General features: G+C 41.0%; 20 protein-coding genes and 1 tRNA gene. 15 read left to right on the top strand and 6 right to left on the bottom strand.

The genetic code is table 11. The annotated features are described in order from the left end of the window. Positions 1–48: 48 nt before the first annotated feature. Positions 49–291 (bottom strand): hypothetical protein, encoded by a 243-nt coding sequence (locus U1P77_RS10525; RefSeq protein ID WP_321154949.1) that lies wholly within the window; start codon positions 289–291, stop codon positions 49–51. Positions 292–1539: 1248 nt separating this feature from the next. Between U1P77_RS10525 and U1P77_RS10520 the strand changes: the two genes are divergently transcribed. Then, the gene (locus U1P77_RS10520) at positions 1540–2889 is read left to right on the top strand and encodes an MBL fold metallo-hydrolase (RefSeq protein ID WP_321154948.1); all 1350 of its coding nucleotides are present in this window, start codon (positions 1540–1542) and stop codon (positions 2887–2889) included. A gap of 18 nt (positions 2890–2907) precedes the next feature. Here the strand turns inward: U1P77_RS10520 and U1P77_RS10515 are convergent, their stop codons facing one another. Beyond that, on the bottom strand, positions 2908–3285 hold the full coding sequence (locus U1P77_RS10515; RefSeq protein WP_321154947.1) for a LexA family protein: 378 nt from the start codon (positions 3283–3285) through the stop codon (positions 2908–2910). A gap of 329 nt (positions 3286–3614) precedes the next feature. Continuing rightward, positions 3615–4313, bottom strand: a complete 699-nt coding sequence (locus U1P77_RS10510) for a hypothetical protein (RefSeq protein ID WP_321154946.1) — start codon at positions 4311–4313, stop codon at positions 3615–3617. Between the two features lie 188 nt (positions 4314–4501). Between U1P77_RS10510 and U1P77_RS10505 the strand changes: the two genes are divergently transcribed. The 11 genes from U1P77_RS10505 to U1P77_RS10455 all read left to right on the top strand — a co-directional run bounded on the left by U1P77_RS10505 (position 4502) and on the right by U1P77_RS10455 (position 18323). Further along, complete coding sequence (locus tag U1P77_RS10505) at positions 4502–6031, top strand: type I restriction-modification system subunit M (RefSeq protein WP_321154945.1); 1530 nt, start codon at positions 4502–4504, stop codon at positions 6029–6031. Continuing rightward, entirely contained in the window at positions 6021–7232 is a 1212-nt protein-coding gene (locus tag U1P77_RS10500; protein WP_321154944.1) for a restriction endonuclease subunit S, read from the top strand. Before U1P77_RS10505 ends, U1P77_RS10500 begins: the two co-directional genes overlap by 11 nt. Positions 7233–7305: 73 nt before the next feature. Then, positions 7306–8760 carry an anti-phage deoxyguanosine triphosphatase gene (locus U1P77_RS10495; RefSeq protein ID WP_321154943.1) on the top strand — a complete coding sequence of 485 codons (1455 nt, stop codon included), beginning with the start codon at positions 7306–7308 and terminating at the stop codon, positions 8758–8760. Between the two features lie 201 nt (positions 8761–8961). Next, positions 8962–9270, top strand: a complete 309-nt coding sequence (locus U1P77_RS10490; protein WP_321154942.1) for a hypothetical protein — start codon at positions 8962–8964, stop codon at positions 9268–9270. 2 nt (positions 9271–9272) lie between these two features. Then, complete coding sequence (locus U1P77_RS10485) at positions 9273–9755, top strand: PIN domain-containing protein (protein ID WP_321154941.1); 483 nt, start codon at positions 9273–9275, stop codon at positions 9753–9755. 309 nt (positions 9756–10064) lie between these two features. Continuing rightward, positions 10065–11519, top strand: coding sequence for an AAA family ATPase (locus U1P77_RS10480; RefSeq protein ID WP_321154940.1), 1455 nt, complete (start codon positions 10065–10067; stop codon positions 11517–11519). After that, positions 11503–12135: an HNH endonuclease family protein gene (locus tag U1P77_RS10475; RefSeq protein ID WP_321154939.1), complete on the top strand. Its 633-nt coding sequence runs from the start codon at positions 11503–11505 to the stop codon at positions 12133–12135. The genes U1P77_RS10480 and U1P77_RS10475 overlap by 17 nt, the downstream gene beginning before the upstream one ends. Beyond that, a complete protein-coding gene (locus U1P77_RS10470) occupies positions 12135–15521 on the top strand; it encodes a type I restriction endonuclease subunit R (RefSeq protein WP_321154938.1) in 3387 nt (1128 codons plus the stop codon). Before U1P77_RS10475 ends, U1P77_RS10470 begins: the two co-directional genes overlap by 1 nt. 6 nt (positions 15522–15527) lie before the next feature. Then, positions 15528–16352: a M48 family metallopeptidase gene (locus U1P77_RS10465; protein WP_321154937.1), complete on the top strand. Its 825-nt coding sequence runs from the start codon at positions 15528–15530 to the stop codon at positions 16350–16352. Between the two features lie 259 nt (positions 16353–16611). Continuing rightward, on the top strand, positions 16612–17874 hold the full coding sequence (locus tag U1P77_RS10460) for a YbfB/YjiJ family MFS transporter (protein ID WP_321154936.1): 1263 nt from the start codon (positions 16612–16614) through the stop codon (positions 17872–17874). A 35-nt stretch (positions 17875–17909) separates the two neighbouring features. Next, positions 17910–18323: a PaaI family thioesterase gene (locus U1P77_RS10455; protein WP_321154935.1), complete on the top strand. Its 414-nt coding sequence runs from the start codon at positions 17910–17912 to the stop codon at positions 18321–18323. Between the two features lie 325 nt (positions 18324–18648). Here U1P77_RS10455 and U1P77_RS10450 read toward each other — a convergent pair. Next, positions 18649–18739 (bottom strand) — tRNA-Ser (locus U1P77_RS10450). A gap of 222 nt (positions 18740–18961) precedes the next feature. Between U1P77_RS10450 and U1P77_RS10445 the strand changes: the two genes are divergently transcribed. The 3 genes from U1P77_RS10445 (at position 18962) to U1P77_RS10435 (ending at position 20822) form a co-directional block, all read left to right on the top strand. Continuing rightward, complete coding sequence (locus tag U1P77_RS10445; RefSeq protein WP_321154934.1) at positions 18962–19867, top strand: DNA/RNA non-specific endonuclease; 906 nt, start codon at positions 18962–18964, stop codon at positions 19865–19867. 109 nt (positions 19868–19976) lie between these two features. Continuing rightward, positions 19977–20240 carry a hypothetical protein gene (locus U1P77_RS10440; RefSeq protein WP_321154933.1) on the top strand — a complete coding sequence of 88 codons (264 nt, stop codon included), beginning with the start codon at positions 19977–19979 and terminating at the stop codon, positions 20238–20240. Between the two features lie 198 nt (positions 20241–20438). Continuing rightward, a complete protein-coding gene (locus U1P77_RS10435) occupies positions 20439–20822 on the top strand; it encodes a DUF2147 domain-containing protein (protein ID WP_321154932.1) in 384 nt (127 codons plus the stop codon). A 133-nt stretch (positions 20823–20955) separates the two neighbouring features. Here U1P77_RS10435 and U1P77_RS10430 read toward each other — a convergent pair whose 3' ends face one another. Further along, complete coding sequence (locus U1P77_RS10430; RefSeq protein WP_321154931.1) at positions 20956–22218, bottom strand: ammonium transporter AmtB; 1263 nt, start codon at positions 22216–22218, stop codon at positions 20956–20958. 96 nt (positions 22219–22314) lie between these two features. Beyond that, complete coding sequence (locus tag U1P77_RS10425; protein ID WP_010197981.1) at positions 22315–22653, bottom strand: P-II family nitrogen regulator; 339 nt, start codon at positions 22651–22653, stop codon at positions 22315–22317. Positions 22654–22928: the final 275 nt, after the last annotated feature.

The following is a 22928-nucleotide window of genomic DNA, read 5'->3' as shown; positions in this document are numbered from 1 at the left end:
GCTTTAGGTTAGCAGATTTATAGTAATACCAGCATTAAAAATCTTAGTTCAAGCACAATAACTTCTGCTGCCTACCTGAATAAACCAAGCATCGCTATATTCATCTTTCATAGAACTAAAGCGGACGTATATACCTTCATCATCTTTGGTTACATACCAGTGCTCATCAGTAGAGCCTGTCATCAATTCAAAATATTTTTCGTTCACAAGTTTGCCTACCGTGTAGGTTTCTCCTTGTATATAACAAACGTTACCACCCGTACATATCAGTTTATCACCAGTCCTCATCATATTTTCCTCCTTCACTTTTTTGATGAATAGCTATCAAAAGGTTTGAAATATCATAGCGCTACTTCAGTTTCTAGATTCAGGGTAAAACCTATTCCTAACAAGCAGCTCTTAACTTTATATATATTCGGAATAGGTAATATATCAGCTTATTAGGTAATAAAAAAGTGGATATTTATTTGGCTGTATTGTCGTCGTTTATAAAGTAATTTTAAGTCCTATTAATAATAGCTAAGAATATCGAGTAAACATCCGTTAATACCATACCTCTATATTAGCGTTGTACCTCTCTTTCATTGCCAGGTTGTCGCTCACTCTTTTTGTCGTGCCAGTTCAGCTGTCTATAGCTATGCCTATTAAAAAATAAGCCATGTCGAGTGGCCGATTTATAATCAATCACTACGGCTAAAATTGAAAATTTTGACATTAGTAAGCGTGGCTCGTATTTCTTATAGAAATTAACGTAAGCCTTTACTGAACAGATATTTGAAGTAAGCATAGGTATAACTGAATATAAAACTAGAAAACTATTGATATAAATGCTACTTTTCAATTTTATACCAACGTAATAATTGGTTTAAATAGGATGCTATAGGACAGTTTTGAAAAGCGAAGACAGGACAACATAAGCCATAGGTTTTGGGTTTGAAGCGTGTTTGGGAGAGGGTGGGACAAGATAGGAAAACAGGAAACTTAATTAGAATTAAGAATATTGGCGGTGAAGGAGGAAGTCAAACTATTGGTGTAAGATATTGATTTTTAATGAATTATTTTATTTTTAATACGGTTCAGACCAGCAATTAGACCAGCAGTGGTTAAGTATTGATTGTAAATCACTATAAGATAATTTTAATGTAACTAAATGTAAATTACGAATAATTGAAATTTTATCTAAATATATAGTATAGCTAAAAAACTACTTTTATATGACACATTCTGCAAAATTGTCTCATTCGACGATAACTGGAATAGATTATACCGCTTAGCTTGATAGATATGAAACAAATGACAGTAGCATTATTAGCTTTTGCACAACAATAGTTACAAATGCGATTACTATAAACGTGGGTTTGTAGCTATAAAGCAATATAAAAAAATTAGGTTAATATATGTTATTGTATATTGATGCCTGTTGATGATTTATGCTAGATTTAATAAATTCTCATGGCCCAGCGACGGTCTAGTTAGCTGATAGTATTTATCTGTCAAGAGTAGTCGTTTGGTTGAAATTATTATAATAAGGATAAAGCTATGCTATTAGAAAAGATCAAGACACCCGGTCTTTCGCACCTATCTTATCTAGTGGGATCAGGCGGTCAGGCCGCGGTGATCGACCCACGTCGTGATTGTGCGATATATGTAGAGAAGGCCCGAGCAGCAGGACTTGAAATCACTCATATCTTCGAGACGCATCGTAATGAAGACTTGGTTTCTGGCGCGCCGATCTTAGCAGAAATTACGGGTGCAACTGTATTGCATGGCCCCAATCCAGAAAGACCGATTGCCTATGCTCAGACAGCACATGACGGTGACTACTTCACTGTCGGTCAACTTGAAATTCACGTACTAGAAACACCCGGCCATACTGATGACCACCTTGCTTATGCGCTGTTTGACAAGGCCTATCCAGAAAAGGCTGTGGGCGTTTTTACTGGTGATGCTCTGTTTGTTGGTGATGTCGGTCGTACTGACTTCTACCCTGATCGCCGTAAAGAAGTTTCAGGCCTGCTTTATGACTCATTACAAGCTATTCTAGCGCTAGGTGATCAAGCCATTATTTACCCTGCCCACGGTGCTGGGTCAGTCTGCGGATCAAGCATGGCAGAGCGCGAGTTTTCCACCGTCGGCCATGAAAGATTGAATAACCCGCGTTTACAGATTACTGACCGTGATGCTTTCATTGACTTTAAGGTTAACGAAAATCATTACCAACCCCCATATTTTCGACTAATGGCACGACTTAATATGGAAGGTGCCGATGCGCCTCCATCCGTTATTCGGCCGCGTAGTCTTTCGCTCCAGCAACTTAATAGCTGTGGCGCTGATCATCTCATCGATATTCGCGAGCCGATGGCTTATGCCTCAGGTCACCTGCCCAGATCAATGAGCCTACCTGTGAACATGCTTCCTGCTTTTGCCGGATGGTTTGTTCAAGAAGAACAAAGCATCGCACTGATTGCATCCAATGAAGAACAGCTTGCCACTGCCATGGAACATCTGGTGCGAATCGCCCTCGACAATGTAGTGGGTGGCTATGTTGGCGTTGTGCCTGCTGCTGCCAAGGGTGAGGAGATGCAACAAACCCCTATGATCGGCACGTCTGAGGTTGAAGATCGTCTTAATAACGCTGAATGCTGGACATTGCTTGACGTTCGCGATATTGATGAACGAAATGCCACTGCGATTGAGGGATCACAGCACATCTATGTTGGGCATCTTAATGAACGTTGGCGTGAACTCGATCAGAGTCGACACTATACGTTAATGTGTGCCAGCGGTGCCCGAGCTACAGTAGCAGCAGGATGGCTCGCAAGTCAGGGGTTTGAAAATCTTGATATATATTTAGGTTCAATGGGGGCATGGCAAGCGGCGCATGACTGATGGTTTTCTTTTTCTACCTCACCGCTTAAACCGTCTAATACTACTCGCCACCACCCCAAATAACTCTAACGAGCCTTGGACCGTGATATCCGCATAATTCTCGTTATGCGCACGCAATATAATGTTCTCACCTAATATCAATTGTTTGGCAGTAAAGCCGTCATCTATTAGCGCAATCACAATGTCTTTATTACAGGCTGTCAAAGAGCGATCAACGATTAAAATATCATTGGGATAGATACCAAGATCGATCATGCTGTCACCTTCCACTTCGACCAGATAAGTCGATGCTGGATGGCGTATGAGCAGAGTGTTTAGATCAATACGGTTTTGCACATAGTCAGTCGCTGGACTTGGAAAGCCAGCTTTTACTTTATTACTATATAAAGACAGCAATACCGTCTCGCCTTCGTCTGTAAGCTTACCGATTATTTTGACGGTTATTTAGTCCACTTTTGGGAGTTGATTAATATTGGTGGTATAGCATGTCAAAGCTCATCTGCCACGATTGATTGGCTTTTATGACTTCACTGGCAATAAACACCGCTGCTTGCTAGTAGTTATTCTTTCCATGCTTTTTATTGAGCCACTGAGCTGTGACGTCCTCACATTTAATTAAAAACGGTATCCTTGCAAGGTGCGATGACTATGGGGAAAGGCTAGGGGTCATCAAAAGCTTAAGTGACAATTGCAAACCAATTAAGCTTCTAATAACCTTAGACTTATTACTTACTGGTAAAAACTATCGTTTTATTACCATACTTAGTAGGCTGGCGAATAGTCACCTTGCTATCTAAAATATCGCCTCGGGCATTGATTTTATAGCATTCTGACGAGGCGCCATCAGGGTCATAACTGAGTAGTAGATTCTCTGAAGTCTCTATACAGAACCATGCCGTGTTATTACTATCTTGCGTCAAAGACCAGTCTTGGCTATACGTGCCTATTCTTTTGCGCATACTGTTATCGGCATACACGTTTTCAGTGATCAGTTTACTAGAGTCGCCAACTGTAGCCATCTTGGGAATAGTGGTCGTTTGAGTCGATAGCGAATACTCACCTGAGCTGTCAGTAAAGCCGTGGAACACTAATGGATTCAGAGTAAAGTAGTTGATAGCGACTGATTGATTGGTGATTTGATTGTTCAGCTTATTGATCGTGTTTATTTCGGCACCTTGTACGGGTTTATTGTTGAACACCATACTGCCTTTGGGCGTGACTTTGATTTCTGCTGATACATTTTGGTTGTCGACCACCGCCATTAACTTTTGGCTGCGCTCTTTGGTATAGATGTTGAGCATCGCAGCCTCAACGGGATACTCGGTTACTACGTTGCCAGTATTACCTGTCGCTGTACCATTATTCATACTAGCGCAAGCGCTTAAGCTCAGTCCTACTGCGATATATAATCCTAGTTTTTTCATTATTTGTCCCTCTGTTTTAATTAATAAGTTTAATTAGATATCTGGTTTAAATAGTTTAATTAAATAGCTTATATAAACGTCTACTATAATCGAATTTTTAAGCAATGACATCTGCCAAGTATCCTAGACCCTGCTATCATTACGTCAATATAACAATTAACGATTTCCAGAGCTTTGAAGGATAAAGAATGCCCACCAGCCAAATCAATCAAGACGATATTAATAAAGCCGTATGGAATGCCTGTGACACCTTCCGCGGGGTAATCAGTGCCGATACCTATAAAGACTTTATCTTGACCATGCTGTTTTTAAAGTATATCTCTGATGTCTATAAAGACGAATATAACAAGCTGGTTGAGCAATATGGCGGCTCTGGCAACGAGAACCCTGAGCTTATCCATGCCATGATGGCAAAGCAGCGCTTTGTGTTACCTGAAGGCGCAAGCTTCTGGGATTTATACGAGCAGCGTCATCAAGCCGGTAACGGCCAACGTATTGACCAAGCCTTACACGCGTTAGAAGAAGCCAATGGTACCAAGCTTAAAAACGTCTTCCAAGATATTAGCTTTAACACCGATAAGCTGGGGCAAGAAAAACAAAAGAACGATCTGCTTCGTCACTTATTAGAAGACTTTGGCAAAGACATTCTAAACCTAAGCACTGAGCGCGTCGGCAGCTTAGATGTGATTGGCAATGCTTATGAGTTTTTAATCAAACACTTCGCTGCGGGTAGTGGTGCTACCGCTGGTGAATTCTATACGCCACCAGAAGTGTCCGATTTACTAGCCACTATTTTAGAGCCTGTTGAAGGCGATCAAATCTGTGATCCTGCTTGTGGTTCAGGTTCTCTGCTCATTAAATGCGGGGCGATGGTACGCAAAAACTCTGGCTCTAAAAAGTATGCGCTATTTGGTCAGGAAGCTATTGGCTCGACGTGGGCATTGGCAAAGATGAATATGTTCCTACACGGTGAAGACAACCACCGTATTGAGTGGGGCGATACCATTCGTAATCCGCTGCTATTAGATAAAGACGGTGAGCATTTATTACAGTTTGATGTGGTGACTGCCAACCCTCCGTTCTCGCTGGATAAATGGGGTCATGAGGATGCCAGTAGCGATCCGTATGGTCGCTTCCATCGCGGTGTACCGCCGAAGACTAAAGGCGACTATGCCTTTATCAGTCATATGATTGAAACCTTAAAGCCGAGCACTGGACGCATGGGTGTGGTCGTGCCGCATGGCGTGCTGTTCCGTGCCTCTAGTGAGGGTAAAATCCGTCAGCAACTCATCGAAGAAAACTTACTTGATACGGTGATAGGTTTACCAGCCAGCTTATTCTTTGGCACGGGTATTCCAGCCGCAATTTTACTATTTAAAAAGAATAGGACTGATAGCACCGTTTTATTTATCGATGCCAGTCGTGAGTTTAAATCTGGTAAAAACCAAAACCAGTTAACGCCTGAGAATATCCAAAAAATCATCGAGACTTATAAAGCTCGCGTAAATGTTGATAAATATGCTTATCTAGCCAGCTTTGATGAAATAAAAGAAAACGACTTTAACCTTAATATTCCCCGTTATGTCGATACCTTTGAGGAAGAGGCTGAGATTGATTTGGTTGCTGTGCGCTCTGAGCGTCTTGAGTTAAAAGCTGAATTAGATGCGCTAGAAGCTGAGATGGCAGGGTTTTTAAAGGAGTTAGGTTATGGTGCCTAATGGTTGGGAGTATTCAACTTTAGAATCGTTGTGTGAGCCTAATGCTCCTATAACGTATGGAGTTTTGAAACCTGGAGATTACTTCGCCGATGGCGTACCTCTTCTTCAAATAAAAGATTTGTTATCGGATTTGAGTGAACCGCAATACCTTCATCGTATTTCACCTGAACTAGATGAACAATATAAGCGTTCAAAAATAAAAACTAACGATATTTTAATATCGTTAGTCGGTACTGTGGGTCGGATTGGAATTGTTCCAGAACAATTAAATAACGCTAATATACATAGAAATTTAGGTCGTATACGTACAAAGAGTTTCGAGTTCCTTGTTCATTACCTAGATTCAGATATAGCTAAAAATAGGTTTGGTACTTCTTCCTCTGGAAGTTCTCAATCAGCTCTTAATCTAACTGTATTAAGGGCATTGAAAGTACCTGTGCCTCCTTTCCAAGAGCAACAAAAAATTGCCGAAATCCTATCCACTTGGGATAAAGCGATTAGCACTACTGAACGTTTAATTGACAATAGTACGCAGCAGAAAAAAGCCTTGATGCAGCAGTTGCTTACTGGTAAAAAACGTTTAATTGATGAGTCAGGGAAAAGGTTTGAGGGTGAGTGGGAAGAAGTAACCATTGGAAGCCTAGGTAAAATATATTCGGGTGGTACACCCAGTACATCAAATAAAAAGTATTGGGATGGAGATATAGATTGGGTTACGCCTACTGATATTACTAAGCAGAGTAGTCTTTATATAAATTCTAGTTTAAGAAAAATAACACAAGAAGGGCTTAAAAATAGTTCGGCTAAGTTAGTACCAAAAGGCTCTTTATTAGTATGTACACGTGCGACCATTGGAGAGATGACAATTACTTCTCATGAAATGTGTACGAACCAAGGTTTCAAGAACATTATTCCTAACAAAAAAACTAATATTGAATTCGTATATTATCTTTTGACGTATTACAAACATAAATTATTTAGCCAAGCTAGTGGCTCAACCTTTTTAGAGCTTTCAAAAACTTCATTTGAAAGTATGAAATTTAGAGTGCCAATTATTGCTGAACAACAAAAAATCGCCACCGTGTTAACCAATGCTGATAAAGAAATTGAGTTGCTTGAGCAGCAATTGGCTGATTTTCAGCAAGAGAAAAAGGCACTGATGCAGCAGTTGTTGACGGGTAAGAGGCGGGTAGTTGTTTAATATAAACAAAAGTTCCTTTATGTAGCTGATATGAATATACTTAAGCTGAATTTAATTAAAGGGAGAAATATAGATGATTGATGGTATTGACAAGAAAAAAATGAAAGAGCGAAGAGAGCCTACAGACCACCGTCGTGGTGATGTTCGCAGTGAGTATGATAGAGATGAAGCAAGGCTAATACATTCAGCTGCCTTTCGGCGGCTACAGTCCAAAACTCAAGTCTTAGGTTTGGGTGAAAGCGACTTTTACCGTACTCGATTGACACACTCTATGGAAGTAGCACAAATTGGTCGAGGTATTGTTCAATATCTTAATAAGAAGAAAAAATTCAAAGAGTACAAGGATTACTTGCCTGATATATCTTTAATTACAGCAATTTGTTTAGCGCATGATATTGGGCATCCTCCTTTTGGTCATGGCGGAGAAGTAGCTCTCAATTACTGTATGAGAGACTATGGTGGATTTGAAGGTAATGGGCAAACATTAAGAATTCTTGGTAAGTTGGATAAATATACTGCTGAACATGGCTTAAATCCTACAAGACGAATGTTGTTAGGCGTTTTGAAGTATCCAGCTTCATATGGCTGCTTAGTAAATAATCGTTTTTACGAATCTAAGCAGGATACTAATACACCCTATTGGTTGTTCGAAGCAAATTCACAGAAGCCACCTAAATGTTATTATGATTCTGATAAAAATATTGTGGACTTTATTTTTGAAGGGTTTAGTTCTAAGGACGTGAAAAGATTCATTAAGTCTAAACCAGAAGAAAAGAAGCATAATAAAACTTGTTTTAAGTCGCTTGACTGTTCAATCATGAACCTAGCAGATAATATCTCTTATAGCTTACACGATTTGGAAGACGCACTATCATTGGGTATGATTAATCAGGCGCAGTGGGAAAAACATTTTAAGTCTAAAACTAACTTGTTTAATAACCTAGCAAATGAGCTAGGTAATAATGAGTTAAAATTTGACAACATTACTAAGAGACTTTTTAGTAATGCTAGTCATGAAAGAAAAAACGCAATTGGCTGTTTAGTTCACTTGATGATTACTAATGTGATTATTGAAGATAATGGTTCAGGATGTAGAAATCCATTATTACGTTATGAAGTTAAATTAAAAAATAGAGTTGAACAGCTAAGAGAGCATATTTTTAACATTGTATTTAATATTGTTATAAAAGATGAGAATGTTCAGCAGCTTGAGTTCAAAGGTCAAAAGTTAATAATAGAGCTATTTCAAGTATTATCAGAAGACCCGAAGCGGTTTTTACCAAAACCTACTAAGAAAATTTGGGCAGAGGCTAAAGATGATGCTTTAAAATATCCAGAGAAATATTTAGCACAGTCTACTAGAGAGAAATTTGAGCAAGAAGGAAAGAACGTTGTAGAAAAAGCTCAAGAATCTGCACAAATGAGAGTTATTTGTGATTTTATCGCTGGTATGACAGATGATTATGCTACTAAATTTTATGAGAAATTCTTCACGCCTAATAAAGGGTCTATTTTTGATCGTTTGTGAATAGCGATACAGTATTTAACCTGATTGTAAGAGTGCTGTATTTTTTTAAGCCTAAAACAAAAAGATTTTTAATAAGTGAAAAAGGCGCTGATGCAGCAGTTATTGACGGGTAAGCGAAGGGTCTTGGTTGAAGATTGATTGATACAAATTATTTATTCAAATGGTTTAGAATAAATCAAATGGCTAAAAGGATTAAATGACATGATTGAAGTGACCGAAGCGGTAAAACTTGCACGTAAACTGGCTAATGATTTCTATCAAGACGAAGATATTAAAAACTTAGGCTTGGAAGAGGTTGTGTTTGACGATGATAGTAAAGAGTGGCGAATCACTTTAGGCTATGACTCCTATCGAGTAAAAACCACAGAAACAGCGCCAAATCCTTATTCAGCAATCAGTGCATTCGCGCCTAGCAACATAGAAAAAGAAACCTTACGCGAATATAAAACGTTTCGCATTGGTGCTGAAGATGCCATTTTTAAAGGTATGTTAATACGTGATGTGGGCTAACAGTGACTCATCATTCTATTGATAAATCCAAACACGTCTTGCTTGATGCCAATCTATTGACTATGTATCTGGTTGCCCAACTGGGTGATGGTGAAGTTGAGAGTTATAAGCGTACACAGGAATATACAACAGCTGATGCTAAGATATTGGATAAGACCCTGCTGGGGTTTAAATCTATTATTACCACCCCGCAAGTATTGACCGAAACCGCTAACTTGCTCGACTGGGTTAGCGGTGCAAAGCGACAGCTACTGTTTGGCTATTTAAGTCGTTTTATCGTTCAAACAGGTGAAAAATATCTTCCCGCCAAGCAAATTATAATAAGTCCTGCCTTTATTAAACTGGGCTTGTCCGATGCCGCCTTATTTGATATATGCCATTTGGATAAATGTGTATTATTAACCGCTGATCTTGATTTGTATGGCTTTGCAGCAGGTCATGGAATAGAAGCTATCAACTTTAACCACTTAAGAAACTATCTTTAAGCCACCTTTGAGCTAATTTTCCACTTTATTAAAAGATATCATCATGGACGAGATTTATTTGACAAAAATCGTAGATATTGACACAAGAGCCAACACCTCGTACACTGGATTCAACATAACCGCCACGCTTAGTGCCCTTTGGGTAACGCGTAACCTTGGCGGTTTTTCTTTGCCTTTTATATGACAGTGCTAGGCAAAATACAGCTACCTATAGCGATTGTTGACAACTGACTGCTATACTGACTCAATAATGCTTAACCCTTTATCGATAAATCCTACAGATGCAAAGCGTAAATCTTGGACATAAAAATGGAAATAAAAAAACTAACGCTAAATAACCTAGGGCGATTTGAGAACCTTGAAGTGGACTTTGCCCCGACTGAAGATAACCGCTCAAACGTCACCGTGTTTATTGGCAATAATGGCGCAGGTAAAACTTCAATATTAGAAGCGTTAGCCACTTCACTAAGTTGGTTTGTTGCTCGTATGCGCAGTGAGAAGGGCAGCGGTACTGCCATAAACGAATTGGTAATTATTAATGATGCACCTGCGGCAAGTATCACGTTGCAATTATATGATGATGTCCGTATTGATGGTAATCGAGATATAGAGTTGTCTTATTACCAATGGACGCTAGTCAAAGCACGTAAGGGGCGTAAAAGCGACAAGCCTAGTACTCTTAGTGAATTGACTAAGCTTGCTGACAACTATCGTCAATTACTAACAGATGATGCAAATGCTAGTCTGCCCCTGATTGCTTACTACCCCGTTGAACGCTCAGTATTAGATATTCCTTTAAAAATTATGGGCAAACATAGCTTTACTCAAATAGAAGGCTACGAGAGTTCCTTGAATCAAGGCGTTGACTTTCGACGCTTTTTTGAATGGTTCAGAGAACGTGAAGATATTGAGAATGAAGAAGAGAGTAGAAGGTACGAATCGTTTGTTGAGAATGAGTTTTCAGATATAGATGCTTTAATGAGTGATTATGAGAAAAGACTTAAAAACTTAGATTTGAGAGATTCAGATACTGCAAAAAAAGAGCTAGGAGATATACAAAAATCAATATCTTTTATTAGAAAAAATTTAGAAAATGAATATAAAGATAAGCAGTTAAACGCTGTAAGAACTGCCATCAGCACCTTTATGCCAGATTTAAGTAATATTCGAGTACAGCGCAAACCCCGATTACATATGGCAGTCGATAAAGGTGGCAAATCGCTAAATGTCATGCAATTGTCGCAAGGTGAGAAGTCAATGATGGCGTTAGTGGGCGATATCGCTCGTCGCTTAGCTATGATGAACCCTGCGTTAGATAACCCTTTACATGGCGATGGTATCATCTTAATAGATGAAGTCGATATGCACTTGCACCCAAGCTGGCAACGCAATCTGGTACAGCGGTTCACCGATACTTTCCCCAATTGCCAAATTATTCTAAGCACCCATTCTCCTTTAGTTATTAGCGATCAAAAAGATATTTTAGTCTATCTGTTAAGTAATGGTGAGATTGACGCATTACCACCTTTATACGGTGAAGACGTGAACACGGTATTGCTAGAAGTGATGGATACCGACATTCGTGATCATGATATTAATGATCAACTAAGTGACTTGTTAGATGCAATTCATGACGCTGACATAAGTGCTGCTAAAACGCTTTTAGAAACGTTAGAAGTAGAGCTACCATCAGGTAATATGGAGCTTGCCAAAGCAAGATTGCTACTTCGTAAGAAGGAGCTGCAAATTGCGAAAAATAACTAAAAAAATAGGCTTTGAGCCACAAAGTTTGACGAGTTGGAAAAAGAGAATAAATAATAAAGGCAAGGATTATCTTGGTTTAACTAGCACTGAAAAAGATGATATCCGCTCTGCTTGTGCAATAGAACAGTTTTATTTATGTGCTTATTGTTGTAAGCCAATCTCTGGAACAATTAAAGATTGTATGAATGAGCATGTTGTTGCTAGAGATATAGCTCCTAATAAAAGCCTCGATTTCGATAATATAGTAGCAAGCTGTATAACGCCTAATCAATGTGATAGTGCACATGGTTCACAGCCATTACCGCTCACGCCTTTCGATACTGAATGTGAAACAGACTTAGAATTTAAGTTAAGTGGTAGAGTTAAAGGTATGACTAGCGAAGCTCAAGAAACTATTCGGGTGTTGAATTTAGGTAATGATAATAAATCCTTAGTAGAGCAAAGAAGACAATTCGTCCAAGCATTACTGTTGGGTGATGGCATCGACCCCGACGATGTAGTAGATGACAGCGACCTAATAAAAATGGTTATTGATGATCTATCTAAACCGAAAAACGGTAAACTCGAAGCCTTTGCTCCAATTGCTATAAACGTCCTGAGCCAATGGATAGCTTAATGTCTGAAATAATAAAAACGCCCAACTTCCAAGAAGAGTTCAGCTCAAAAATCCCCGCCTTAACCTTGCTCACAACACTCGGCTATCAGTTTATTCCGCCCAATCAGTGCAGCGCCATGCGTAGCAATCAATTGATAGGCGATAAAAATAGCACTGATAAAAAAACCACTGCCCAAGTGGTCTTATTGCCGGTCATGCGTGAATTTTTAGCCAAACAAACCTTTCCGTTTGCAGGCGCAGAGCATCATTTATCCGACTCTGCGATAGATAATGTCATGCACGAGTTAAACCCTGCGATGAATCTAGGCTTAAAGATCGCCAATGAAAAGCTTTATGACGCTATGATCTATGGCGTGAGTGTCACCGAGTTTATCGATGGTAAGAAAGCCTCACCGACTATTCATTTGATAGACTGGGATAATATCGATAATAATAGCTTTCACTTTACCGAAGAGTTAGTGGTACAGAATGCGGAAGGTACAGGTAACGTCATTCCTGATATCGTCTGCTTTGTGAATGGTCTGCCGTTAGCCGTCATCGAAGCCAAACGCCCTGACTCGAGTAGAGAAGGACAGTCGACCAATGCGCAAGCCGTCTCTCAGCACATCCGTAACCAAGGTCAAAAACAAATTCCGCATCTATTTGCCTATAGTCAGTTATTGCTAGCTGTGAATGGCCATAATGGCTTATACGGAACTTGCAAAACGCCTGAAAAGTTTTGGGCAAAATGGGTCGAAGAAGAGATTCAAGAGCCTGAATTTAAGCGTCTAAAAAACCAAAAGCTCAGTGATGAGCAGCTTAATAGTCTATTTGATCATCGCCCTGCCTCTGCTAAAAAAGAATACTTATCGCTGATTAATGCTGGTGATTTAGTGGTCACCGATCAAGACCGCTTAATCGTAAGTCTTTTACAGCCTGAGCGTTTGCTTGAGATGACCCGCCTGTTTACCTTGTTTGATAAAAAGGCGGGTAAAATTGTTGCCCGTTATCAGCAAGTCTTTGGTATTAAAGCACTGGTTGAACGTATCAGTAGCTTTGACGATAAAGGCGCTCGCGAAGGTGGCGTGATTTGGCACACTACTGGTAGTGGTAAATCTTTTACGATGGTGTTCTTCTCCAAGGCCCTTATTTGGTTAGAAGAGCTGGCGCAATGCCGGGTTATTATCGTCACTGACCGGGTTGATCTAGAGACTCAGCTCAGCCAAACTTTTGCTTCTGGTGGCGTACTCAGCGATAGAGACAAGTCGGACGCCATGGCAACCTCTGGCAGACGTCTAGCAGAACAAATCGGTCACGGCAATGAGCGGGTTATCTTTTCCATCATTAATAAGTTTGGTTCAGCGGTTAAGTACGATGAATGTTATAACGACAGCCCAAACATCATTGTCATGGTCGATGAAGGTCACCGCAGTCAAAACGGTGAGAACAATATTAGAATGGCACAAGCATTGCCAAAAGCGGCATTCATTGCCTTTACCGGAACGCCACTATTAAAAGACGATAAGACCGAAGGTAAATTTGGTAGCATCATCCACTCCTACACCATGCAGCAAGCAGTTGCAGATAAGACCGTCACCCCCTTGCTATACGAAGAGCGCGTCCCTGAGCTGAATACCAATGATGCCGCGATTGATAGCTGGTTTGACCGTATTACCCAAAAGCTGACGGACGAGCAAAAGAACGACTTAAAGCGTAAGTTTTCGCAAAAAGGTCAGATCTATCAGACCGAAGGCCGTATTGAACTCATTGCTCATGATATCTCGGACCACTTCCAAAACTTTAAGCAGCAACATCTAAAAGGTCAATTGGCCTGTGATTCAAAAGCCTCAGCAATCCGTTATAAAATCGCTTTAGATAAGATAGGCAAAGTGTCATCCGTGGTAGCCATGTCACCACCCGACACCCGTGAAGGCCATGATGCTGTCGATCAAGACAGCAAAGACATCGTGCAGAACTGGTGGCAAGCCAATGTAGCACCAACCTACGGCGGCGATGAAAAAGCCTATACCAAAGCCATTATAGAAGCCTTCAGTCAGGACAATGTTAATGACGATGTTAATGACAACGCCCCTGACATCATGATCGTGGTCGATAAGCTGTTAACTGGCTTTGATGAGCCGAAGAATACCGTCCTGTATATCGACAAGCCTTTAAAAGAGCATAGCCTTATCCAAGCTATTGCCCGGGTTAACCGCTTGCATAAAAACAAGCAATTTGGTTACCTGATTGATTATCGTGGCATCTTAAAAGAGCTGGATATCACTATTGAGAAATACCAAGACTTGGCTGAACGTACGCAAGGTGGCTTTGATGTTGACGATCTCAAAGGCTTATATAACCGTATGGATACCGAGTATAAAAAGCTACCGATGCTGCATAGTGAGCTGTGGGCAATCTTCAAAGGGGTTAACAATAAACAAGATGTCGCGGCACTAAGACAAACGCTTGCGCCTAAAGTGCAGGAAGTCGATGGTAAGCTGGTGGATACCAAACTCAAAAACCGTGATGACTTTTACGAGGCGTTGACTACGTTTGTTAATACCATGAAGGTCGCTTTACAATCTGCCTCATTTTTTGAGGACAAGTCATTCGACAACAAGCGTGAGCTGTATAAACGAGATCTAAAAGCCTTCGTTAACTTACGCAAACTGGTGCGTGAAGATGCCAATGAGACTATTGATTATGGTGAGTACGAAGAAGATATTCGCAGCTTACTGGATAAGCATATTGCAGGTATTGAAGTTAGAGAACCGAAAGGCGTTTACCTAGTCGGTAACTTAGGTAAAGAGGGCAAGAATGTCCAATCGCAAGACATAAGCGATGATGAGGCTCGTAACCAAACCGACAAAATCACAGGGCGTGTGACCAAAATGATTGAGCAAGATTTGGCGGATGACCCCTATGCGCAAGAGTACTTCTCAAAGCTGCTAAAACAAGCGATTGAAGATGCCAAAGCCATGTTTGATGCCCCTGTAAAGCAATACATTATGTTTGCTGATTTCGAGCAAGAGGTAAAAGATCGTAAGGTTGCTGGTGTGCCGAACGAGTTTATCAATACTGCTGGCAAGTTAAATAAACATGCTCAAGCTTATTTTGGTTTGTTTAAGCATCTATTCGGTCAGGACGACTTAGCGGATAAGTCATTAGATAACTCGTTAGATGATGAGCAGCTCGTGCAGTACGCCTTTGCTATTGATAAGGCAGTGAACAACGCAGTAGCTGAATACTCAATCAACCCAGCGGAAATAGAAAATGATATCAGTGTACAATTACTGCCGATGCTGTTCACTGATTTGGGTCTCGATAATGCGCAAAAGCTCATAGAAGAAGTGCTGAAGATCACCCGTCTTGGTCTTTCAAGAGACACAAGCAGCACAAAAGGGTAATCGGTAATGAGTAATCTATCTGTGAACAATAAGCCTTGCACCTCAATAGCTGAGCGCGGGATGTTTTCTTACGGTACGGATGTGATCCACTACGAAATAATCCGCAAACCCGTAAGCAGCAAAGCCCAAGTTAATAAGACTCAGCCTCGTAAAGTACTCATTAAAGTTCATCCTGATCAGCGTGTGGTAGCAACCGCACCTGACGATGCTACCGCTGAGATAATTCATGACGCGATGCTTAAACGCGCGCGCTGGATTTGGCAAAACCTGCAAGCATTCGCCAGACAAAAAGACCACGTTTTACCTAAGCGTTATGTCAGCGGTGAAACTCAGTTTTATCTCGGTCGGCGTTATGTTTTAAAGGTGCTTAGCGATTCTCAATCTAGCATAAAGCTCAGTCGCGGTAAGCTCAATGTGACTTTAGCTAGTGACGCTTTAGATACCGATGCTGTCGATACTGATAAACAAGCTAGCAAAGTAAAAGCGCTTATCGATCAATGGTATCAGGATAAAGCAAAAGGTATCTTTGCAGAACGACTGGTGGCGGTTTTGCCAAAAGCCACCTGGGCACATGATGTGCCTACATTTAAGATACTGGCCATGAAAAAGCAGTGGGGCAGTTGCTCAACCAAAGGCAGCCTTATACTGAATCCGCATCTAATCAAAGCACCAAAAGAATGCATCGATTACGTCATCCTACACGAGCTATGTCATATTGTGGAACACAATCACAGTGAGCGCTTTTGGCGGTTATTAACTCAAGTCATGCCGAATTGGAAAGCAGTAAAAGCCAAGCTGGATGGTATGGCAGAGTTTTATTTGAATGAGTGAGACTAAGGGGACAGGTTATGATCAGCAGTATGCAAGCATCTATTAAGAAGTGGCAGCACATATAAATTGACTCAATCGAGAACAAAAGCTATTGTAAGGCTATTGCCATAACGGTCAAAGGAAATGCTAAAAAGATTAGCATAAGAAGGAATAATCACATGGAAGCTGCTTTTTATCATACATTTCTATCGAAACTTAGCGTGCCGGCCTTTGTTAATCTTCTTGAACCATCTGACAACCAAATTAACAGTGACTTGTGATGCCTAATCGACGCGTCCAAAAGGCTAGCAAGATACATTATGCTTGGATTGTTGCGATCACTGGTGCGGCTGCCATGTTCTGTGGACTGGGTTTGGGACGTTTCGCTTTTGGCATGTTATTACCGTCAATATCGGCATCTCTTGAGCTAAATTACAGCCAAAGTGGTTTATTAGGGTTTGCTAATTTGATAGGCTATTTAATCGCTGTGGTTTTGAGCCCTATCATCTTGCCTAGGCTTGGTACACGGGTTACCACAACGGTAAGTCTGCTCCTTATTACGACCTCTATGCTTGGTATGGCGTTTACCACAAGCTTTCCATTACTATGTTTGTTCTATACATTGACGGGTATCGGTAGTGGCGGTGTGGTATTGCCTATGATGAGCGTTATGTCGCATTGGTTTTTTCCCTCTCATCGCGGTTTGGCGCTAGGTTTAGTGATGGCCGGTCCTGGTATTGGCATTATTTTCTCAGGCTTCATCGTACCCAAGCTATTGCCGGTTTTTGATTTACTATCTTGGCAAACAGGCTGGCTGATTTTTGCATTTTTGAGTTTCATTATTGCGGGCATAAGCTTTGCGTTGATTCGTAATCATCCAGACGATATTAGCTCAACACCTTTTGGATATGCCCCAAATTCACCTATAAAGCGCAAGACAAAGCTAGAACGTGACAACATCAAGTTGCTGGTACATTTAGGTGTCATTTTTGCAATCTATGGTGCAACGTACATGACGTATGTCACTTTTATTGTGACTAGCATGGTAGGACCATATCAATTAAGCGAGACTATTGCGGGCAGACTTTGGGCGTGGATAGGGCTACTTAGTGCTTTTTCGGGTGTGCTATTTGGATGGATTTCAGATCGAATTGGCAGGCGTCTTGGATTAGCACTGGCCTTTTTTGTTCTTGCCATTGCTTATTTTTTGGTTAGTCTGAGCGATTGGGTGTTAGGGCTCTATCTTTCAATCGCTTTATTTGGTGCCGTTGTTTGGAGTGTTCCCGTCATCATGTCTGCTGCTGCAGGAGATTATTTTGGGCCAGCTGCTGCAGCGAGTGCGCTTGCCGCGTTGACTTTCGCGTTTTCAAGTGGACAGGCTTTAGGACCAATCGCCGCAGGTTATATTGCAGAGATTACTGGAGATTTTAGTACCAGTTATATGGCTTCTAGCATTGGAGCCATAATAGCGATAGGGCTCTCTCTGTTACTGCGTCCGCAACGCTCAAACAACTCAATGTGCCTCAATGAGAATAGTGAGTAGTTAACAATAAGTATAATTAGACCCCAGGAGTATATATGTCTGCAAGTAAAGAAGAGATTGTTGCCTTTATGGCATTAGAGTTTCCACAAACCAAATGTAGGGTTGAGGCAGTAAGTGATAAGAGTTCGACCTTGTCGCATGATATTGGTATAGACGAGCTGCGTCCTGGTGGAACGGTCTCTGGCCCTGTATTGATGAGCATTGCTGATGTAGCAATCTATGTAGCAATACTTGGTACAATTGGCATTGTACCGTTGACAGTGACGACGAGCCTTACCATCAACTTCTTGCGTAAACCATCAGCAGAAGCACGTATTATTGCTGACTGCACCTTGATGAAAGTAGGGCGCAAGCTAATCGTAGGTGAGGTTTCTTTGTACTCAGAAGGCTCTAGCGACTTGGTCGCACATGTTGTTGGCACCTATTCCGTACCGCCCAAGCGTGACTAAGCGACTTGATGAAAAGCTTTGTTGTTCCATTGAGAAGCAGACTCTTTATTTTTTCTTAGGTTCTCAATGGAAGGTAGGATCGCATAGATAGGTTTTTTAAGAATATTTATTAACTATCAAAAATAAAGGTCAAAAAGATAAAAACTATAAGAGTCTCTATTTTAATAGAGTAAACTGGCTTTGATTATGATGGGAAAAGGGCTGTTTGGTTTAGATAGGATGATTCAGGACAAATAAAATAAGCGGTAAGCGTAATATATAAGGGGTTTTGGGGAAAGGATAAAACGGAATGAGAAAACCAGAGTTCAACTAGAACTGATAAAATTGGCGATGAAGGAGGGATTCGAACCCTCGATACGCTATGAACGTATACACACTTTCCAGGCGTGCGGTTTCAGCCACTCACCCACTTCACCGTTTTTGACGTTCAGCAGACAGTTGTATACGATATCATCAGAAGATGCTAATCGGCTGCCTGATTATTTTAGACGGCCTAGTATAGCGGATAAGATTTAAAATGTCACTGGTAAAAACCCTTTGTCTTGCTCAAATTTTTCAGTAGCGTGATGGCTTATCTTCCTTTATTTGCGGACGCCTGCTAGGATAGCGTATTGTTATGAGCAGGCATAAATGATTAGATGATTATTAAACGTAGAGTGATGGGTTGTGATAGTCTTAAAAGTAGTATGATAACGTTAGTCATAGCTATCATGATTATGCTAGGTATAGTACCCGCACAAGCTGATGATTTGACTCAGTGTAGCGAGTCATTTTATGGTGGCGTGTATCCTGAATTTACTAATATTAAGCTTAGTAAAGATACCCAGTCGTTGTGCTTTGACGGCTTTGCAGTCATGTATTCTGCTGTTTCGCGTACACCACTATGGTCAGCAGAGTATTTGACGCGCCAGCGCTTGCAACAGGCCAGAGAAATCGACCGCGAAGACAGTTTTCATGAAGAAAGTCGACTGCCAGATTCAGATCGAGCTAAATTATCTGATTATTCAGGCTCTGGTTATGACCGTGGGCATCTAGCACCCAATGCTGATATGGCCAATCGCAGCCAACAATACGACAGCTTTAGTCTGGCTAATATAGCGCCACAGTCACCGCGTAATAACCGTTATATTTGGCGTAATATTGAGTCCGCTACTCGCTATTTAACCCAGCAATATGGCGAGGTCTATACCGTCACTGGGGTGGCGTTTACCAATAAAAAAACCACACAGCTTGCCGGTCAAGTATTGGTTCCTAGCCATTTTTTTAAGGCAGTCTATATTCCTGCCATTAATCAAGCTGGCGTGTATTATGCCCCCAACGACGAGTCGGAGCGCATAGACGTCATCAGTGTGGATGAGCTAGCGGAACAGACGGGGATTGATGTGCTGCCGATACTTGACCGTCAGACCAAAGCGCAGGCAATGGCATTACCGTTACAAGCAGGCGATGATATAGAACAACCAGCAACGCCTAATGAAGAGCCGACTTGGATGCTGTTTTTATGGGCTATTATTGATTGGTTAAGGGTACAGTTACAAGCTTAATAGCTATTAGCTAAACCCATAACTACCCTCATATTGATCCATTATCAACTAAAAATTGATAGGGCATCAGAAAATAAAGCACCACACTGTTAATAAACAGGAGAGCTCAATGATTGAACCCTTTGCTAATAATCATCAAAGTATGCAAATTGGTGAGTTAGTGGTTGAAAATCAAAAAGACAAGATCATCATCTATGGTGATATTGATTTACATTTTGATGCTTTAGGATATAAGCAAGCGCAGCAATTGCATGAACTTACAGGAAAAATTTTGCAAGCTTTTGAAAGCGATGGTCAGTATAGTAAAAAAGTGCTTGAGTCAAAAGATAATAGTGACCGATCAGACAAAAACATAGACAATCCGTTCTTATAACTATTTGATATAGTTCTGTTTTTATAGAAATAATAAACTATAAAAAAATTACTAGTCAAACCCCTAAATTTGCTTATAATGGGTTAAGACATTACTTATGTTGCTTAAGTTATCAATTTAGTACTGCATAACCTATAGCAAAGGATAAGTTTAGGGACATAGCGTTTTTAATAATCATTGTACGAAGGGAATCGATTTATGAAATTATTCGCAAAAACTACGTTAGCAGTTGCCGGTATCAGCTTAGCAAGTCTAGCATTTGCTGCTGATCCATTAGCCAATACTACTTGGCAGACTTTTGATGATGGCCAGCCAAAAGGCGTGGTCAAAATCACAGAGTACAATGGTGTATTAACTGGTAAGCTTATCAGCACTGTTTCACCGAAAGGTCAGAAACATGTTGGTAGAACTATTATTGCTAATCTAAAGTCTGACGGTGGTGGCAAATATAGTGGTGGCACCATTACTGATCCTGCAAAAGATAAGACCTATCGTATGACTGCGAACTTGAGCGGCAATACTTTAGACCTAAAAGGTTATATCGGTCCATTCTCGCGCAGTCAGACCTGGAAAAAAAGATAAGCTAACGTTATTGTTATAACAGACATTTTTTATCGAGAAATTTTCTGGATAGAAAATGGCAAAAAAATCCCGCATTACCGAAAGGTTTTGCGGGACTTTTTACATTGTAGATTCATTAAATGGCTCAAATAAGCTATCTTGTAAACTCAGGGTAAGCTTCCATACCACATTCTGCTATATCTCCGCCTTCGTATTCATCTTCTTCAGAAATGCGCAGACCAATGACTACTTTAATAATTGACCACACCATTAAACTGGCAATAAATACCCAAGCAAAAATTGTGGCAGCACCAGCAATCTGACCGATAAAGGTAGATGCCGGATTGGTAATCGGGACAATCAGTAGACCAAACAGACCAACCACGCCATGAACCGAAATCGCACCAACTGGATCATCAATTTTCATCTTATCTAAGGCGAGGATTGATAACACTACAATCACGCCCGCTATCATACCGAAAATAGTAGCTTGTAGAGCAGAGGGGGTTGAGGGTTCTGCGGTAATCGCAACTAGACCTGCTAATGCACCATTTAAGAGCATCGTTAAGTCAGCTTTTCCGAAGATGAGACGCGCGAGTAATAAGGCCCCAATGGCACCGCCTGCTGCTGCTGCATTGGTATTCAAAAACACTATGGCAACGGCGTTGGCACTGGCAATGTCACCCAGTTTAAGAACTGATCCCCCATTAAAGCCGAACCAACCCATCCATAAGATTAGCGTACCAAGCGCTGCCAGTGGCAGATTAGCACCAGGAATCGCCCATATCTCACCATTAGGACCATACTTACCTTTACGCGCTCCTAGCAGCAATACGCCTGCTAATGCAGCAGCGGCACCTGCCATATGCACGATACCAGAGCCAGCAAAATCAGAGAAGCCCATGTCACCTAAGTTAAATAACCCAAAAACATCGTTGCCGCCCCAAGTCCAACTACCCTCTAGTGGATAGATGACGCCGGTCATAACCACTGTAAATAGTAAAAAAGACCACAGTTTCATACGTTCAGCTACGGCACCTGAGACGATTGACATACAGGTTGCCACAAAGACTACTTGGAAGAAAAAGTCGGACGCTGCAGAGTAAACGGAATCACCACCGAAGCCATTTTCAGCCGAGGCTGCTAAGGCATCATCTACTAGTGTCTCACCGCCTGCAATCCCGCTCAAAAACAGATCGCCACCATACATAATGGCATAGCCGCATACCATGTACATGATACTAGCGGTTGCAAACAGTGAGATATTTTTAGTCAAGATTTCGACCGTATTTTTTGATCGAACCAATCCGGCCTCTAGCATAGTGAAGCCGGCTGCCATCCACATGACCAGCGCCCCACATATCAAAAAATAAAACGTATCGAGTGCGTACTGGAGCTCAAAAATTTGGCTTTGCATTTTAATTCCCCCTTGAATTGACAATGCAGATATCGGTATGACCGATCGTTAGGCGTACTTTAAATGATCAACAAGTGATCAAGGCTGTCTGCACCATTAGATGGCGTCAGGACCCGTTTCACCCGTACGAATACGAATGACTTGCTCAAGAGCGGTAACAAATATTTTACCGTCACCAATTTTGCCAGTGCTGGCAATGCGGGTGATAGCCTCGATAGCAGGCTCAACCATCTCATCAATAACGGCTACCTCGACTTTTACTTTAGGTAGAAAATCCACCACATATTCTGCGCCGCGATACAGCTCGGTATGGCCTTTTTGGCGACCGAAACCTTTTACTTCCGTGACGGTGACACCTTTGACACCAATGTCAGAAAGCGCTTCGCGCACATCATCGAGCTTGAACGGTTTTAAAATCGCAGTGATTAGCTTCATAAAAAATTTCCTTATATGAGTGATGCCGCAGGTTGATACGTGCATCTTGCTGCATCGTATCGCTACTATGCTTACAGTAAGTCATTCAAGAACTGTGCCAAAATTACTCAAGGGGGCAAGTAAGATTGGACTTATGCGCTCGTAAATAACCACCGTAACGACGAAATAGAGTACTTATATTGTCATAATAAATATGAGATATTATCAATATAAGTTAGATGCATCAACCTTTGGCGTTAGAGCAAAGAGAACTTTATTATAACCAACTTTTAGAG

The sequence above is a fragment of the Psychrobacter sp. LV10R520-6 genome (assembly GCF_900182925.1).
Lineage (GTDB): Bacteria > Pseudomonadota > Gammaproteobacteria > Pseudomonadales > Moraxellaceae > Psychrobacter.
This window is presented reverse-complemented; position numbering and strand designations above follow the sequence as displayed.